Source organism: Variovorax nivicola, assembly GCF_051216475.1.
Classification (GTDB): Bacteria; Pseudomonadota; Gammaproteobacteria; order Burkholderiales; family Burkholderiaceae_C; genus Variovorax.
The window spans coordinates 92,393-108,883 of record NZ_JBPJZK010000010.1 but is presented as its reverse complement, the minus strand read 5'-3'; the positions used below and the strand labels follow the sequence as shown (position 1 = coordinate 108,883).

At 68.9% G+C, this 16,491-nt stretch carries 10 protein-coding genes; all 10 read left to right on the top strand.

What is annotated here, in order from left to right:
- The first annotated feature begins 1 nt into the window (after position 1).
- The 10 genes from phnD (at position 2) to ACSFBF_RS30080 (ending at position 16,452) form a co-directional block, all read left to right on the top strand.
- Positions 2–1,084, top strand: a complete 1,083-nt coding sequence (gene phnD / locus ACSFBF_RS30125) for a phosphate/phosphite/phosphonate ABC transporter substrate-binding protein (protein ID WP_435473622.1) — start codon at positions 2–4, stop codon at positions 1,082–1,084.
- Positions 1,085–1,227: 143 nt separating this feature from the next.
- Positions 1,228–2,559 carry a type VI secretion system baseplate subunit TssK gene (tssK, locus tag ACSFBF_RS30120; protein ID WP_093077066.1) on the top strand — a complete coding sequence of 444 codons (1,332 nt, stop codon included), beginning with the start codon at positions 1,228–1,230 and terminating at the stop codon, positions 2,557–2,559.
- 32 nt (positions 2,560–2,591) lie between these two features.
- Positions 2,592–3,941, top strand: coding sequence for a DotU family type VI secretion system protein (locus ACSFBF_RS30115; protein WP_435473426.1), 1,350 nt, complete (start codon positions 2,592–2,594; stop codon positions 3,939–3,941).
- Positions 3,938–7,540 (top strand): type VI secretion system membrane subunit TssM, encoded by a 3,603-nt coding sequence (tssM, locus tag ACSFBF_RS30110; protein ID WP_435473424.1) that lies wholly within the window; start codon positions 3,938–3,940, stop codon positions 7,538–7,540. Before ACSFBF_RS30115 ends, tssM begins: the two co-directional genes overlap by 4 nt.
- On the top strand, positions 7,537–8,184 hold the full coding sequence (gene tagF / locus ACSFBF_RS30105; RefSeq protein WP_435473422.1) for a type VI secretion system-associated protein TagF: 648 nt from the start codon (positions 7,537–7,539) through the stop codon (positions 8,182–8,184). Before tssM ends, tagF begins: the two co-directional genes overlap by 4 nt.
- 604 nt (positions 8,185–8,788) lie before the next feature.
- Positions 8,789–10,696, top strand: coding sequence for a protein kinase domain-containing protein (locus tag ACSFBF_RS30100; RefSeq protein ID WP_435473420.1), 1,908 nt, complete (start codon positions 8,789–8,791; stop codon positions 10,694–10,696).
- 55 nt (positions 10,697–10,751) lie between these two features.
- Positions 10,752–12,380, top strand: a complete 1,629-nt coding sequence (mltA, locus tag ACSFBF_RS30095; RefSeq protein WP_435473418.1) for a murein transglycosylase A — start codon at positions 10,752–10,754, stop codon at positions 12,378–12,380.
- 113 nt (positions 12,381–12,493) lie between these two features.
- Entirely contained in the window at positions 12,494–13,153 is a 660-nt protein-coding gene (locus ACSFBF_RS30090; protein WP_435473416.1) for a hypothetical protein, read from the top strand.
- Between the two features lie 27 nt (positions 13,154–13,180).
- Complete coding sequence (locus ACSFBF_RS30085; RefSeq protein ID WP_435473414.1) at positions 13,181–14,362, top strand: hypothetical protein; 1,182 nt, start codon at positions 13,181–13,183, stop codon at positions 14,360–14,362.
- On the top strand, positions 14,359–16,452 hold the full coding sequence (locus ACSFBF_RS30080) for a caspase family protein (RefSeq protein WP_435473412.1): 2,094 nt from the start codon (positions 14,359–14,361) through the stop codon (positions 16,450–16,452). Before ACSFBF_RS30085 ends, ACSFBF_RS30080 begins: the two co-directional genes overlap by 4 nt.
- Positions 16,453–16,491: the final 39 nt, after the last annotated feature.

The window sequence follows — 16,491 nt, the reverse complement described above, 5'->3', positions numbered from 1 at the left end:
GATGAAGGCCTGGCGCGTGGCGGCCGTGCTGGTGCTGGCCTTCGCGGCCATGCTGGCCGGGCCGCTGCCGGCCATGGCGCAGGGCGCCGCCGCATCACCTGAGAAGACCGCCGAGAAGACGGTCGAGAAAACAGCAGAGAAGGCCGCACCGGTGCCGATCAGGATGATCCGCTTCGGCGTGCTGCCGCTGGGCGGTACCGTCGAGTCGCGCGCTTTGTGGACGCCGCTCATGGCCGACATGAGCCGCAGCCTCGGCATGCCGGTGAGCGCCTATTCGGTGCCCACGTACGAGGAGCTCGACCGCGCCATCGGCCGCGACGAGATCGACATGGCCTTCCTCTCGGCCAAGATGGCGCTCGACGCCGTGATGCAGCGGCGCATGAAGGTAGTGGCGCAGATCGCGCGGCACCCCAGCGTGCCCGAGCACCGCGCCGTGCTGCTGGTGCGCAAGGCCGGGCCGCTCAACACCCTCGAAGGCGTGCTCGCACAGCCGGAGAAGTGGCGGCTCGCGCGCGGCGACAGCCGTTCGGTCACCGGCTTCATCGTGCCGCAGAGCCAGCTTTTCCTGCCGAACAACATCGAGATGGAGACGCGCTTTCGCAGCGAATTCGTCGGCACCCACCAGGCCACCGCGCTGGCCGTGGCCAACGGCGACGCCGACGTGGCCACCAACAACACCACCGACTTCGAGCGCTTTCGCGATCAGTTCCCGGTGGAGGCCGGGCGGCTGCAGGTGGTCTGGCAATCGGAGCCGCCGCCCGGCGCGCCGATGGTGGTGCGGCGCGACTTTCCGCCCGAGTTCCAGGCGCGGCTGCAGAACTTCCTGACCGGCTACGGCAAAGGCAAGGGCCCGCGCGCGGACGCCGAGCGCGAAGTGCTCAAGACCCTGCGCGCGGCCTACGGCTACGTTGCGGCCGACGACAGCGCACTGCTGCCGGAGGCGCGGCTGGAGCACCAGCTGGGCAAACAGCGCGCCATGGCCGCCTCGTGGGTCAACGACGCCGCACGCGAACAGCGGCTGCAGCGCATCGAGAAGACGTACGCGGAGCAGGTCGAGATCCTGCGCGCGGCTCCGGCGCGCTGAACGCCCGGCCCTAGTCCCTTCGCCGTAGCTCCAAATCCCCCCGCCTAGGCCATTAGCTAGGCCTTAAGGCGGATTTGCCTCCCGTCCCCCGCGCCGGAAACTTCGTGTTTCTTTCAGGCACCCTTGCCGTTGACGGAGTGCGGATGAGTTGGCGAACAAAAGTGGTCTGGAGCGAGGGGATGCTGTTGCAGCCTCAGCACCTGCAGCAGAGCGAGCGTCATGCCGATCATGCGAGGCATGTGCTCCTGCGTTCGACCACCCCCTACGCCTGGGGCTTTGCCGAGCTGGAGATCGACCCCGCCGCGCTCACGCTGGGCAAGCTGGCGCTGGTGCGGGCGGTCGGCGTCTTCGGCGACGGCACGGTCTTCGACATGCCGGCGGTCGACCCGCTGCCCGAGCCCATCGACATTCCTTCTTCCATGCGCGACGAGGCCGTGGTGCTCGCGCTGCCGCTGCGCCGTGCCGGTGCGCGCGAGGCTGACGCCGAAGAATATGAAGAGCTGGTGCGCCACCGCGTGCTCGAATCCGAAGTGCCTGATTCGAACACCGCCGGCGAGCGCACGGCGATGCTGCAGCTGGGCCAGCTTCACACGCGCCTGATGCGCGCCGGCGAAGCCACCGACGCCTGGACCACCATCGGCGTTGCCCGCGTGGTCGAGCGCCGCGTCGACAACCAGGTGCAGCTGGACCGCGCGATGCTGCCGCCGCTGCTCGACGTGGCCGGCCATGCCGTCATCCGCGCCTGGCTCGACGAACTGCTGGGTTTGCTGCGTCAGCGCGGCGAAGCACTCGCGGGCCGCATGACGCAGGGCGGCACCGGCGGCGTGGCCGAGATCGCAGACTTCATGCTGCTGCAGGCCGTGAACCGCAACGAGGCCATCTTCGCGCACCTGGCAAAGAGCGCGATGCTGCACCCGCAGCATTTCTTCGAGCATGCGCTGGGGCTGGCCGGCGACCTTTCGAGCTTTCGCGACTCGCGCCGCGTCGCACGCTTCGGCCCCTACATCCACGACGACCTCGCGCTGAGCTTCCGCCCGGTGATGGACGACCTGCGCCGCAGCCTCTCGATGGTGTTCGAGCAGTCGGCCATCCGCATCGAGCTGCACGACCGCAAGCACGGCGTGCGCGTGGCGATGGTGACCGACGTGGAATTGCAGCGCAAGGCGACCTTCGTGCTCGCGGTGAACGCGAACATGCCGAGCGAAGCGCTGCGCGCTCGCTTCCCCACGCAAGTGAAGATCGGCCCGGTCGAGCGCATCCGCGACCTCGTCAACCTTGCGCTGCCGGGCGTCACGCTCACGCCGATGCCGGTCGCGCCGCGGCAGATTCCCTTCCACACCGGCGCCAACTACTTCGAACTCGAAACGCGCAACAGCGACCTGTGGCGCCAGCTCGAGCAATCCGGCGGCATCGCGATGCACATCGCCGGAGATTTCCCGGGCCTCGACCTCGCGTTCTGGGCCATTCGTTCCTAGCCACATCGGGCTGACGGAAACGGAACACCATCATGAGCACACCTCCCGACCCCTTCGCCGCCTTCGAGTCGGAACGCACGGTCATCAAGCCCAAGCCGCGCACGCCTGGTGGCACGCCGCCCGCGCCGGCACCGGCGCCTTTCTTCGGCGGTGCCGACCCGACGCCGGCCGCCGATGTCGGCGAACTCGGCCTGCTCAACCCGCTGGTGTCGGCGGCCGGCAAGCTGCTGGTGCTGATCGGCAAGCTGCGCAACCTGGCGCAGCCGCCCAACGTGCCGGCGCTGCGCGCCTCCACCGCCGATGCCGTCAACCAGTTCGATGCCAATGCGCGCCGCGCTGGCGTGAGCAATGAATCGGTGCTCGCCGCGCGCTACGTGCTGTGCACCGCACTCGACGAAGCCGTGGCCAACACGCCCTGGGGCGTGCAGGCCGGCTGGAACAAGCAGAGCCTGCTGGTGCAGTTCCATAACGAAACATGGGGTGGCGAAAAAGTCTTCCAGCTGCTCGCCAAGCTCGCGCAGGACGTGCCCACGCACCGCCAGCTGCTGGAGTTGATCTACAGCGTGCTCGCGCTCGGCTTCGAAGGCCGCTACCGCGTGGTCGACAACGGCCGCGCGCAGCTCGACTCGGTGCGCCAGCGCCTGGCCGACCTGATCGCGAAGGACCGGCCGGCCGTCGAGCCCGAGCTTTCTCCGCACTGGCGTGGGCAGGGCGCAGGCACGGTGCGCCTGCGTGAGTCGCTGCCGCTGTGGGTGTTCGCGGCCGGCTTTGCGCTGCTGCTCGCGCTCGCGTGGTTCGGCCTGCGGCTCACGCTCAACTACCGCTCCGACACCACCTACGCCGCGGTGTCGAGCCTGCGTGCGCCCAACATCCAGATCGCGCCGCCCGCCTTGCCGGCGAAGACGCCGCGCCTGGCGCGCTTTCTCGAGCCCGAGATCAAGCAGGGCCTGGTCACGGTGACCGACGAGGCCGACCGCAGCGTGGTGCGCCTGCGCGGCGACTCCTTCTTCGGCTCCGGCAGCGCCGAGCCGATGGTGCAATCGCTGCCCGTGCTGCGCCGCATCGGCCAGGCGCTGTCCGAAGTGAAGGGCGAGGTGCTGATCACCGGCCATTCAGACAACCAGCCGATCCGCTCGCTGCGCTATCCATCGAACTGGCATCTCTCGGCCGCGCGGGCCGATGCGGTGAAGGGCGCGCTGACGACACTGGTCGACCCCGCGCGCATGCGCTCCGACGGCAAGGCAGACGCCGAACCCGTGGCCGCCAACGACACGCCCGCCAACCGCGCGAAGAACCGCCGCGTCGACATCGTGCTGCTGACCGAACCCGACCGGCTCGCCGCCGCCGCGCCGGCTGCTCCCGTTCCAGGAGCGACGAAATGATCAAGAAAATCTTCGGCTTCCTGTTCAGCCCGCTGCTGCTGACACTGCTCGCGCTGATCGTCGTCGCGCTGCTGATCTGGTGGATCGGCCCGCTGGTGAAGATCGGTTCGCTCGCGCCGCTCGAAGGCGAAATGACGCGCGCCATCGTCATCGGCGTCATCGTGCTCATCGTGGTGCTGCGCGCGCTGTACCGCCGCTGGCGTGCGCGCCGTGCGAGCCAGCACTTGACCGACGGCCTCATGAAGGCGCCGGCCGCCAAGACCGATGCACCGGTCAACGGCGAACAGAAGATCCTCGACACGCGCTTCAGCGAAGCCGTTGCCACGCTCAAGCAAATGCGCCTGCACGCCGCTGGCAAGAAGCCCGGCTGGCGCGACTGGATGTCGATTTCGGGCGGCAGCTACCTGTACGACCTGCCGTGGTACGTCTTCATCGGCGCACCGGGTGCGGGCAAGACCACGGCGCTGGTCAACTCCGGCCTGAGCTTCCCGCTCGCCGAGAAGTTCGGCCCCGGCGCCATTCGCGGCGTGGGCGGCACGCGCAACTGCGACTGGTGGTTCACCGACGAGGCCGTGCTCATCGACACCGCCGGGCGCTACACCACGCAGGACAGCCACCAGTCGGAAGACAAGAGCGCATGGGAAGGCTTCCTGGGCCTGCTGAAGAAGGCGCGCCCGCGTCGTCCGCTGAACGGCGTGTTCCTTACCGTCAGCGTGGCCGACCTGCTGAGCCAGGGCCCCGAGGCGCGCACCCAGCTTGCGGCCTCGATCCGCGCGCGCCTGCTCGAACTCGACAGCAAGCTCACCACGCGCCTGCCGGTGTACGTGCTCGTCACCAAGAGCGACCTGCTCTACGGCTTCACCGACTACTTCGACGACCTCGGCAAGGAGCAGCGCGCGCAGGTCTTCGGCTTCACGCTGCCGGCCAACGAGAACGTGCAGCTGGAAGAGAAGGGCCTCTCCACGGCCTTCAACCGCGAATTCGCGCTGCTGCACAACCGCGTGAACGACGGCCTCATCGCGCGCATGCAGCGCGAGACCGACGGCACGCGCCGAGCGGCCATCTTCGGTTTTCCGGCGCAGTTCGGCTCCATCGGCTCGCTGCTGTCCGACCTGCTGGAGCAGGTGTTCACCGGCTCGCGCTTTGCGCAGCCGCCGTGGGTGCGCGGCGTGTACTTCACCAGTGGCACGCAGGAAGGCAGCCCGATCGACCGCGTGATGGGCAGCCTTGCGCGCAGCTTCGGCATCGAGCGCGCGATGCTCGCGCCGCAGAAGTCGAGCGGGCGCAGCTACTTCCTCACATCGCTGCTGCGCGAAGTGGTGTTCCCCGAGCAGCGCCTGGCCGGCGCCGACGTGAAGCTGGAGCGCCGCCGCCACACGCTGCGCGTGATCGGCGTGACGGCGATGACGCTGCTCACAGTCGGCCTGCTCGCAGCCTGGGGCTACAGCACGCTGCAGAACATGAACTACCTGAAGTCGGTCGAGGCCCGTGTCGAGCCCGCCAAGCAGAACCTTGCGGCGCTGCCCGCGCGCGTGCAGAACCTGGTCGAGGTCGCGCCCGTGCTGCAGAGCCTGCGCGACATCTGGAAGACGCCCGACAACCACCAGGGCGACGAGCCGCTGTCGATGACGCTGGGCCTCTACCAGGGCGACAAGCTCGACGCCGCCGCCATGCTCACGCACCAGCGCGCGCTCAACGACGCCTTCCTGCCGCAGATCGCCAAGCGCATCGAAGACCAGCTGCGCACCGCGCAGAAGGACAACCTCGAGTACACGTACGAAGCGCTCAAGAGCTACCTGATGCTCTACCAGCCCGAGCACTTCGACGCCGAGGCGCTCAAGGCCTGGATCACGCTCGACTGGTCGCGCAACCTCGACCGCGGCATTCCCGAAGACCAGCGCAAGGCGCTCGAAGACCAGCTCGACGTGCTCATCGCCCAGGGCCCGCCGCGCTCGCCGCTCAAGATGGACGAGAACCTGGTGCGCAGCGTGCGCGCCGTGCTCGCGAGCTACCCGCTGGAGCAGCGCGTGTTCAGCCGCCTGAAGCGCCAGCGCGCCACCAAGGACATTCCGGCCTTCAGCGTGGCCACCGCCACCGGTCCCTCGGGCCCGCTGGTGTTCGAACGCATCAGCGGCAAGCCACTGACCGATGGCGTGCCGGGCATGTTCACCTACGACGGCTATCACAAGCGCTTCCAGAACGAAGTGACCGTGCTCACCGGCCTGCTCGCCAACGAAGACCCGTGGGTGCTGGGGCAAGACCGCAATGCCGCCGACCGCCTGCGCGACGTGACCGCGCTCGGCGCGCTGACCGACCGCGTGCGCCGCCTGTACCTGGAGGAATACGTCAAGCAGTGGGAGGCGCTGCTCGCCGACGTGCGCCTGATCCGCGCGACCGGCCTGGAGAAGAACATCGAGACCGCGCGCATTCTCTCGGGCGTCGATTCCCCGCTCGCGAACTTCCTGCGCGCGGTGGTCAAGCAGACCACGCTGATCCCGGCGGCAGACGCCAACAAGGACGTCGTCAGCAAGGCGACCGAGACAGTGCGCAACACGCGCAAGGGCCTGGAAGACCTGTTCGGCAGCGACCCCGGCCGCCAGGTGGCCCCGGGCAAGCGCATCGAGAGCATCGTGGACGACCGCTTCGAGTCGCTGCGCCGGCTCGTCACAGCCGGCGGCCCCAACCAGCCCGCGCCCATCGACGACGCGCTGAAGCTCTTCAACGAGGTGTACGTGTACCTCAATGCGGTCGACACGGCAGTGAAGGGCCGCACCTCGCCGCCGCCCGGCGACGTGGCCGGCAAGCTCAAGTCCGACGCGGGCCGCCTGCCCGAGCCGGTGCGCTCGATGGTCGAGAACCTCAGCCAGTCGGGCGCCGCGCAGGCGCAGACCGCCGAGCGCGGCAACCTGAGCCAGGACCTGCGCCCCGTGGCAGAGTTCTGCGCGCGCGCCATCGCAGGCCGCTACCCGTTCTCTCCCACCAGCAAGCGCGACGTGCTGCCCGAAGACTTCGGCCAGATGTTCGGCCCCGGCGGGTTGATGGACGACTTCTTCCAGAAGCGCCTGGCCGCGCTGGTCGACACCAGCACCAAGCCGTGGCGCTACAAGCCCGTGGCCGAACGCGGCGCCATTACCACGCAGGCACTTGCGCAGTTCGAACGCGCGGCGCGCATCAAGGACATCTTCTTCCGCGGCGGCGGCCGTGGGCCGTCGATGCGGCTGGACTTCAAGCCGGTGGAAATGGATGCGGGCATCACGCAGTTCATCCTCGACGTCGACGGCCAGCTCGTGAAGTACGCGCACGGGCCTGTGGTGCCGATGGCGGTGCAGTGGCCGGGGCCGAAGGGCAGCAACCAGGTACGCATCCAGGTGAGTCCGCCTTCGACCACTGGCAGCTCGGGGGCGGCTGTGGATGGGCCTTGGGCGCTGTTCCGGGCGCTGGACGATGGGCAGCTTGAAGCTGGCGATGCGCCGGAGAAGTTCTTCATCACCTTCCAGATTGGTGCGCGCAAGACTCGCTTCGAGGTGACTACGAACAGCGTGCAGCATCCGATCCGGTTGCGCGAGTTGCGGGAGTTTTCTTGTCCGGAGGGGTTGTGAACGAGGCGGCTTCTTCACCTTCTCTTTTCGCCTCGACCGCGTTGCCGGGGTGGTTCGGCAAGTTGCCGGGCATGGGGGACTTTGCGCATCGGCGGTTGCCGGAGGCGTTTCGCGCCGTGTGGGATCAGTGGTTGCAGCGGGGGATGGCTCGGCTGCGGGATCGGCATGCGGATTGGACTGAGCGGTATCTCGAAGCGCCTATCTGGTGCTTTGCGTTGGGGCGGCAGGTGGCGGGGGAGCAGGCTTGGATTGGGGTGTTGATGCCATCGGTTGATGGGGTGGGGCGGTACTTTCCGTTTGCTCTGGCTATGGAGCTTGATCAGTCTGTTTCTGGGCAACTGCAGGGGGAGGCGCTGGCTATGGCGTTGCAGTGGTGGGCGCATGCGACGCAGGCTGCGTTGGAAGGGCTTGATGGGGATTTGGATGCGCTGCGGTTTGATGCGGTGCTGCAGAGGTTGTTTGTTGAGGATGCTGGCGGTTTGGTTCGTGAGAGCTCGATGGAGTTGTTGGATCTGCCTGTTGCGGGGGCGTCGCTTTGGTTGGGGGATCCTTCTGCTGAGCATGGGATTCGGATGCTTAGTACTGGGCTACCTCGGGATGAGCAGTTCGAAGCCTTGTTCCTTGGCTTTGCGGAGGAGGGGTGATGACCGCCTCTTCTCGTTTGCTTTTCCGGGGCCGGGTCTCGGCCCGGCGGCCGACTCACTTTCTTTTGCTTCGCCAAAAGAAAGTAAGCAAAGAAAAGGCGACCCTACTGTCTGCGACCCTCCGCTTCGCTTCGGGCAACCTGCGGTGCTCGACTCCGGAGGGGGTCCGCAGAACTCGCTTCGCTCAAACAGCTGCGGCCCTGATCCCTCCTACGTCTGCGCTCCTCGGCGCAACCAGAAGGGATTGGGGAACCGGGCGGGCCATTGCTGCGCTCGGCCCCCAACGCGACTGCAGGCGCTGCGCGCCTGCAGTCGCACCGTGCCGAGCGAAGCGATGGCCCGTGTTGTCTCCACCTCCCCTCTGGCTGCGCCGAGGAGCGCAGCGTTTCGCGGATCAGGGCCGCAGCTGTTTGAGCGAAGCGAGTTCTGCGGACCCCGCGAAACGCGAGCACCGCAGGTTGCCCCGTAGCGCAGCGAAGGGGTCGCAGACAGTGGGGTCGCCTTTCTTTTGCCTACGTTTCTTTGGCGAAGCAAAGAAAAGTAGGTCGGCCGCCGGGCCGAGACCCGGCCTCGGAAAGCAAACCCACAACAAAGGAGCCAGTCAATGACCGACTCCAACGACGACCGCACCCGCGTAGTCCCCAAACCAGCCCAGCCAACAACAACCGGCGACACGGCCGCCACCGTCATCACCGCAGGCGCAACCCCGGTGACAAGCCCAGCCACAGGCACCACAGACGCAGGCCTGTTGCCAGTAGGCAGCCGCCTAGCCGAATTCGAAGTCACAAGAGTCATAGGCCAAGGCGGCTTCGGCGTCGTCTACGAAGCCTGGGACCACACGCTAGAACGCGTAGTAGCAATCAAGGAATACCTCCCCACGTCACTGTCGACAAGACAGAACGACGGCACAGTAGTCCCCCTGTCCGAACGCCACAGAGAAACCTTCGACCTAGGCATGCGCAGCTTCATCAACGAAGCCCGCCTGCTGGCCCAGTTCGACCACCCGTCGCTCCTGAAGGTCTACCGCTTCTGGCAAGAAAAAGGCACCACCTACATGGTCATGCCTTTCTACAGAGGCGACACGCTAAGAGAGGCCCTGGTGGCCATTCCCGCAGGCGTAGACGAGTCCTGGCTCATCCGCATCATGGACGGCGTCACGCAGGCGCTCGCGGTGATGCACAACGCCAACTGCTACCACCGCGACATCGCCCCCGACAACATCATCCTGCTCGAAGGCTCGGGCCGCCCGGTGGTGCTCGACTTCGGCGCCGCGCGCCGGGTGATCACCGACAAGACGCAGGCGATCACCGTCATCCTCAAGCCCGGCTACGCGCCCATCGAGCAGTACGCAGAGATGCCCGACATGTCGCAGGGCGCGTGGACGGACGTGTACGCGCTCGCTGCCGTGATGCACGTGGCAGTGTGCGGCCGCGCGCCGCCGCCATCGGTGGCGCGGCTGCTGTCGGACAGCTATGTGCCGCTCGCGGGCAACGAGATCCTGCGCCAGCGCTACAGCCTGCGGCTGCTGGAAGCCATCGATGCAGGCCTCGGCGTGCGGCCCGAGCAGCGGCCGCAGTCGATGGCCGAGCTGCGCGCCGCGCTCGATCTGGAAGTGGGGCACAGCATCGCGCCGACGCCGCGCACGCAGCCGCCTTCGGGTGCGCGCAGCGGCAACAGCAACGCCGACGCCGCGACAGTCATCGCGAGCGGCAAGAGCAATGCAGGTGGCAAGGCAGCTGGCAAGGCACCGGCGCCCGCACCCGCTCCCACCAGCGGCAGCAATAGCAAGACCGTCGCCGCACTCGTATCGGTCGCCGTGCTCGCCGCCGCGGCAGGTGGCGGCTGGTGGTGGTTCCAAGGGCGCACCGGCGGCAGTACGAACACCGATGACAAGAAGGTCGTCACCACCACGCCGGCCCCGCCACCCGACACAAAGATCGCAGAGGCTCCCCCAGCACCGCCACCACCACCGCCCCCTCCGGCACCGCCCCCTCCGGCACCGCGCACGCCCGCCGAGTCGCTGCAATCCCTCGCGACCGGCGCCGCGCCCGGCTTCGAGGTGACGGCCACGCCGAAGAAGGCCGAAGTCGCCATCGGCAAGGACCGCCTCGCCTTCGAGGTGCGCAGCAAGCGCGAAGGTTTTGTCTATGTGTTCCTGCTGTCCAGCGGCGGCGAGATGTTCCTGCTGTTCCCGAACTTGCTCGACAAGTACAACAAGATCACCGCGGGCGGTTCGCTCTCATTGCCGCGGGCTTCGTGGCCGATGGATGCGGGCGGCCCGGCCGGCACCGACCAGTTCGCGGTGCTCGTGAGCGAGCACGAGCGCGACTTCAGTGCCGCCGGCGTGCAGAACGACGGCGTGTTCCCGGTGTTCCCGCTGCCGGTGCTGGCTGCGCTCGAAGCCACGCGCGGCACCGGCCCTTCGCCGTTGCTGGGCAAACCCGTGTGCGCACCCGGCGCCCCGTGCAACGACGTCTATGGCGTCGGGAATTTCAAAATCGTCGAGAAGTAATCGTCTGTAGAGCGTTGGCCCCTCGGGTCGCCACTTTCCGGACAAGGAGACTTTCATGACCACCTCGCAAGCACTGCAGCAGCAACAACAACAGCAGCTGCAACAGCGCCTCAACTACGTGCTCCAGTGGGCCGCTACTGCCGCCGTTGTTGCCGTCATCGCCTCGCTGGCGGGCTGCACCGTGCCGCCGCCGGCCGCCACGGGCACCGGCGCGGCCACGACCGACACCGCCGGCAGCAGCAGTAGCGCCTCGCGCCCGCCGCCGACCGGCGCCAGCGTGGCCGGCCAGGCGCGCACTTTCTCGACCCAGCTCGCCACCTACACCTCGGTGGGCTTCGACTCGGTGCCGGGCTGGGCGCGCGACGACTTCTCCGAAAGCTGGCCCGCCTTCCTCGGCAGCTGCAAGGTGCTGACCGGGCGCGGCGCCGAATGGAAAGAGGTGTGCGACCGCGCGCTGAAGGTCGACGGCAAGAACAGCAACGCCATCCGCGGCTTCTTCGAGGGCGAGTTCTCGGCCTATCAGATTCGCGACGACGACCGCAAGCCCGACGGCGTGGTCACCGGCTACTTCGAGCCCGAGATCGCGGGCGCCCGTCAGTATGGCGCGCCCTTCATCTACCCCGTGTACGGCCAGCCCGACGACATGCTGTTCGCCGACGCGCGCAAGCTGCCCGCCGGCAACGGCACGGTGGCGGCCCGCGTGGAAGGGCGCAACGTGGTGGTGCAGACCGGCCTGAGCACGCGCGACATGGGCGCGCCGGGCCTCTTTGCGCTCGACCTCTCGGGCATCTCGCGCGACACGCTCGACCGCAAGGTGCGCCTGCGGGTCGAGGGCAAGCAACTGCTGCCGTACTACACGCGCGAAGAAATCGAAACCAAGGGTGCGCCCAACGCCAAGGTGCTGGCCTTCGTGAGCAGCGCCACCGCGCTGTACGAAATGCAGATCCAGGGCTCGGGGCGCATCAAGCTGGCCAACGGCGACATCGTTCGCGTCGCCTACGCCGAGCAGAACGGCCAGCCCTTCCGCCCGACGCTGGCGCAGGCCGCCAACGGCAAGCCGCGCAGCCCGGTGAAGGTGCGCGGCTCGTCCATCGAGCTGCAGCTTGACGACGGCGATGACGACGACGTCGGCGCGGTCGACAGCGGCACCATCCGCACGCGCGGCTTCACGCTCGCGCGGCCCGTTGCCAGCGGCCCGGTCGTGGTGCCGGGGCGGCGCGCGGCCGGCGCGGTGGCCGGCTCGGGCATCAAGGACCCGAGCTATGTGTTCTTCAAGGAATCGACTTCGCCCGTGGGCGGACCGGTGGGCGCCTTCGGCGTGCCGCTGTCGGCGGGGCGCTCGATTGCCGTCGATCCGCGCAGCACGCCGCTCGGCTACCCGGTGTTCGTGTCGACGCGCACACCCGGCAGCGGCGCGCCGATGCAGCGCCTGACGATTGCGCAGGACACCGGCGGCGCCATCCGCGGCGCGGTGCGGGCCGACTATTTCTTCGGCAATGGCCAGCAGGCCGCGACCAACGCGCGCCGCATGAAGGAGCGCGGCCAGCTGTGGATATTGCTGCCGCGCGGCCTGGCCGTGGCGCAGGCCGCGGTGTCGTCGGCCATCCGCACGCGCGGCGGGCCGGTGGGCGCGAACCTGCCGCAATGCCTGGTGCCTTCGGAGGGCAGCTGCGTCGACGACTGATCGATCGGGCGCCTTGACTCTTCATGCAGGAAACCCTTTCGTCCGCGGAAAGTTCTGAACTCGTTCGCCTCTGGCGGCGGCGTCAGACGCTGTCCCCGAACGACATGGGCGCCATGTACCGCATCGTGGGCGATGCGCTGGTGGCCTGCAATCCGCCCGAGCTGCAGGTGCTGGGCGAAGGCCGGCAGGAGCTGGTGGCGCAGTTCATCTACGTGAAGGTGCTGCGGCTCGATGCCGACCCGGACGAGGCCGACGAGCGCGCAAGCCACAGTGCGCCTTCCACCGCCTTCGCCCTGTGCGCCTACTTCCGCCGCTATCTCATTGACTGCACGCGCGCCAGTTCCTTTCGCCGCAAGCTCTCCATCGGCGACCAGATCACCGAGGCGCAGCTCGAAGACGAGATCGGCGCGGGCGAAGACCTCGATGGCTGCCTGGCCGAGCACGGCCTGAGCGCGCAGGCCGTGCAGTTGGCCGCGCGCGCTTTCATCGCCGAACTGCCCGAGCCCGAGCGCCTGCTGCTGTGCGAGGGCTTCGGCAAGGAGGCCGAGGGCGGGCTGTCGGGCGTGGCCTCGCGCCACGCCATTGCTTCTTATCACTACCGCGCGGGCCGTCTGGGGCTCGTGCACAAGCGCGAGGGGCTGACCGCGGACTACGCCAAAACCCGGATCGGCGGCTGGCTCCAGCAGACGCTGGGCATCGCCATCGAGTCCGACAACATGGCCGCGATCCTGCAGGTTTTCAAAATCCTCGGTGCTGAAGCGTCTTATGCCTGAAGACATAGCCATTCAGGAACAGACGCCATGACCCACGACCTCTGGCCCCCGCTCAGCGTGATCCGCCACGCGTTGGAAACCGGCGCGGCCGTGCCCGACGATGCGCCGGACAGTGCACCCGGCACGGCCACCGTGGCCATGCCGGGCACGTCCCCTCCAACGGGCGCCACACCGGCCTCGGCCCCGGCCGCCGCCGCATCCGACCTGCTGCTGCCTCTTACCGAATTGGCCCGGCGCCGAGAGGCTGTCGCCCAGCGCGCCTTTCCGGCCCGCTGGGCGCCGGGCCGCCTCGTCAGCGTGGTGCACGAAGGGCGGCTGCTCGGCGTGCTGCTCGACCGCTGCATCCAGGGCGATCTCTGGCAGGGCTGGATGGCCGCCGGCGAGGCCGATTGGGCATCTGCCTTCGACGTGCTGCTGGAGCCCGACGACGAGCCCTTCGAGCCGATGTTCGGTGTGATCCAGGCCTGGAACGTGCTCACGCTGGCACCCACTCCGCAGTTGTGCGCGCGCGTGCTCGGCGAAGTCTCGGCCACGCGTCTCGCCGCGATTCGCGCGGTGCACGACGAGTGGGCCGCGCACGCATCGCTCGCCATCGCGCCGGAGCCGGGGCGCATCGCATTGCGCAGCGTGGGCGGTGTGTTCTCGGTGCTGTCGGGCACGCCGCTCGGGCCTCAGGACCCGCGTGCCGACTACCAGGAGCTGTACCGCGACGTGGGCTTGCAGCTAGGGAAGGCGCTGACGCGGCCGCAGGGCGACGAGGCTTCTTCTTCTCCGGCTCCGTCGCCCGCGCGGCCGCAGCCCGGGCCCGAAGGCGGCTGGTGGGGCAGCATCCGCCGCTGGTTCGGCGCGGAAGGCTGGGCGCGCCCGGCCTTCGCGGTGCTGGCGTTGTGCGTGGTGATCCAGAACGTCGGGCTGCTCGGCGGCCGAGGTGCCGGTCCCGAAGAGGACGAGGTGCGCTTCCGCGCCGTGCCTACCGCACCCGCGCAGGCGCGGGCCGACCTGGTGGTGCGCTGGAAAACCGGCGTGCGAATGGACGAGGCCGACCGGCTGCTGCATTCGATATCGGCCGATGTGGTGGGCGGGCCGGGCGATCCGGGCGGCAAGGGCACGTGGCGCCTGCGGGTGCCGGAGCCCGTCGAGGCGCTGTCGGTGCTCGCGGCTTCGCCGCTGGTCGAGTCGGCCGGGCCGGCAGCGGAGCAGCGGCCATGACACGCGCCGCGGCCTTCGGGCATGTCGCCCGTCTGCACCTTCACCTGCGGCCCAAGGGAAAGGGCCTCACGCAACTGCGCTTTCTCCAGGTACTGCTCGTGCTGTGGCTGCTCGCCTGCTGCACCCTGGCCTTCGCCACCCAGCGCGCGCTGCTCGTCGGCGTCTCCGAACTCGTCAACCAGCCGCAGGCGCTGTGGCTGCAGGCGCCGCGCAACGACGTGATGCTGATGCGCGACGCGCTGCTCAAGCAGGGCTTTGCGGCGCCCGACATCGCCGTGCTCGCCGACGGCGTGAACGGCGCCGCGCTGCCCGAATCGCAGGCCATCCACGACGCGCTGGCCAGGCTGCTCGCGCAGTCCAGGAGCGGTGACTTCGTGCTGCTGTATTTCTCCGGCCACGGCACCCGCCTGCGCGACATCGCCAAGCGCTACCAGGAGCCCGACGGGCTGTCGGAGAACTTTCTCGCGCGCGACGTGCGCGGCACGCTCGGCAGCGACAACGTGCTCACGGGCGACCTGCGCGACGTCGACTTCGACGCGTGGATCCAGTCTTTCCTGGCGAAGAACGTGTTTGTCGCCTCGGTGTTCGACACCTGCTCCGCCAACTCCATGACGCGTGGCACGGCCGATGCACCCGCCACCGCCGAAGGGCCACCCGACGACGAAGTGCGCTGGCGCGGCCTGCGCGTGACGCAATTGACCGGCGGCGCACCGCCCGCGCGGCCCCTGACGCCGCCCGTGCCGGCCGAAGCCGTGCCGCGCGCCCGCTACGTTGCCTTCTTCGCATCCGAAAGCCACCAGATCACGCCCGAGCTGCGTCTGCCCCGCAAGGCGCGCAACGCCCGGCCGCAGGGCCTGCTGACATGGGCCGTGGTGGAGGCACTGTCGCGCAAGCCCGCCACCTGGCGCGACCTGTTCGACGGCGTGCTCGCGCAGTACCCGCCGGTCATCGACGAACTTGCGCAGCGCTTTCCCACGCGCGAGCTACCGTCTCCGGTGGCTGAAGGCAACCTCGATGCGCCGCTGTTCGCCAACAGCGGCGCGCCCGCATCCACGCGCCCCGTGTGGCGCGCGCAGCGCAGCGGCGACAGCCTGGCCGTCAAGGCGGGCCTGCTCGACGGCCTCGCGCAGCAGCAGGAGCTGCGCGTGCTCGCCACGCTCGAAGACGGTGCCGTGCGCAGTGCGCCGGCCACCGTGTCGCAGATCAAGCTCGGCGGCGCATGGCTGGCCGTGCCGGCGGCGTTGAAGGACGTGTCGGGCGCTGCGTTCTGGAGCGTCACGCCCATGACAGAGCCGGCCGCCACTGCCTTGCGCGTGCGTGCCGACAAGCCGCTGCCCGGCGGCCTCAGCCTCGACTACCCGGCCGCGATCCGCCCTACCGACGATGCGGCCAACGCCGACGTGCGCTGGACCGACCTCGGCCCTTCGGGCCAGCGCCTCGAACTGCTCTCACCGCTGTTCGGCGCTACTGTCTCCGCAGTGGTGCTGCCCGACACCGCCGCGCTGCGCCGCCGCCTGCAGGCCCTGGCGCAGCTCAAGTGGCTCGCGCAACTGCAGGCCTACGGCAAGGATGGCCAGCTCGACGGCTTCGACGCCGCGCTCGAAGTCTGGAGCGCCGACCGCATGCTGCGCAGCACCCCCATCGTCCAAGTTCAGGCACAGGCCGCGAACGCGCTGCCCTCGCTGCGCACCGGCGAGCGCCTGCGCCTGAACGTGCGCAACACCAGCGGCCGTTCGCTCGACCTCGTCATCGCCGGCATCGACGCGCGCGGCAACCTGCAGTCGGTCTACCCCGACGAACTCGTCGGCGAAACCAACCGCTTCAAGCGCGGCACGCCCGATCAGCCTTCGGTCAAGCGCTTCGACCTGCCATGGCTCGATGCCGCGGGCGACGCGCGACTGCTGGTCATGGCCGTGCCCGCCACGCCCTACAGCGCGCCGCGCCTGTTTGGCGTGGCCTATGCGCAGGCCGATGTGTCGGAAGTGCGCGTGCGCGGTGGCCAGCCACCGGCGGAGAGCGGCGAGCGGCAGGTGTTCGCGGCCCTGCTGCGCAGGAGCGGCGGCGCAGCGGACGGCGGAGCCCGGCCATGACGACGCGGCCCGAGATCACGGTTTCTTTTCCTTGTTTCG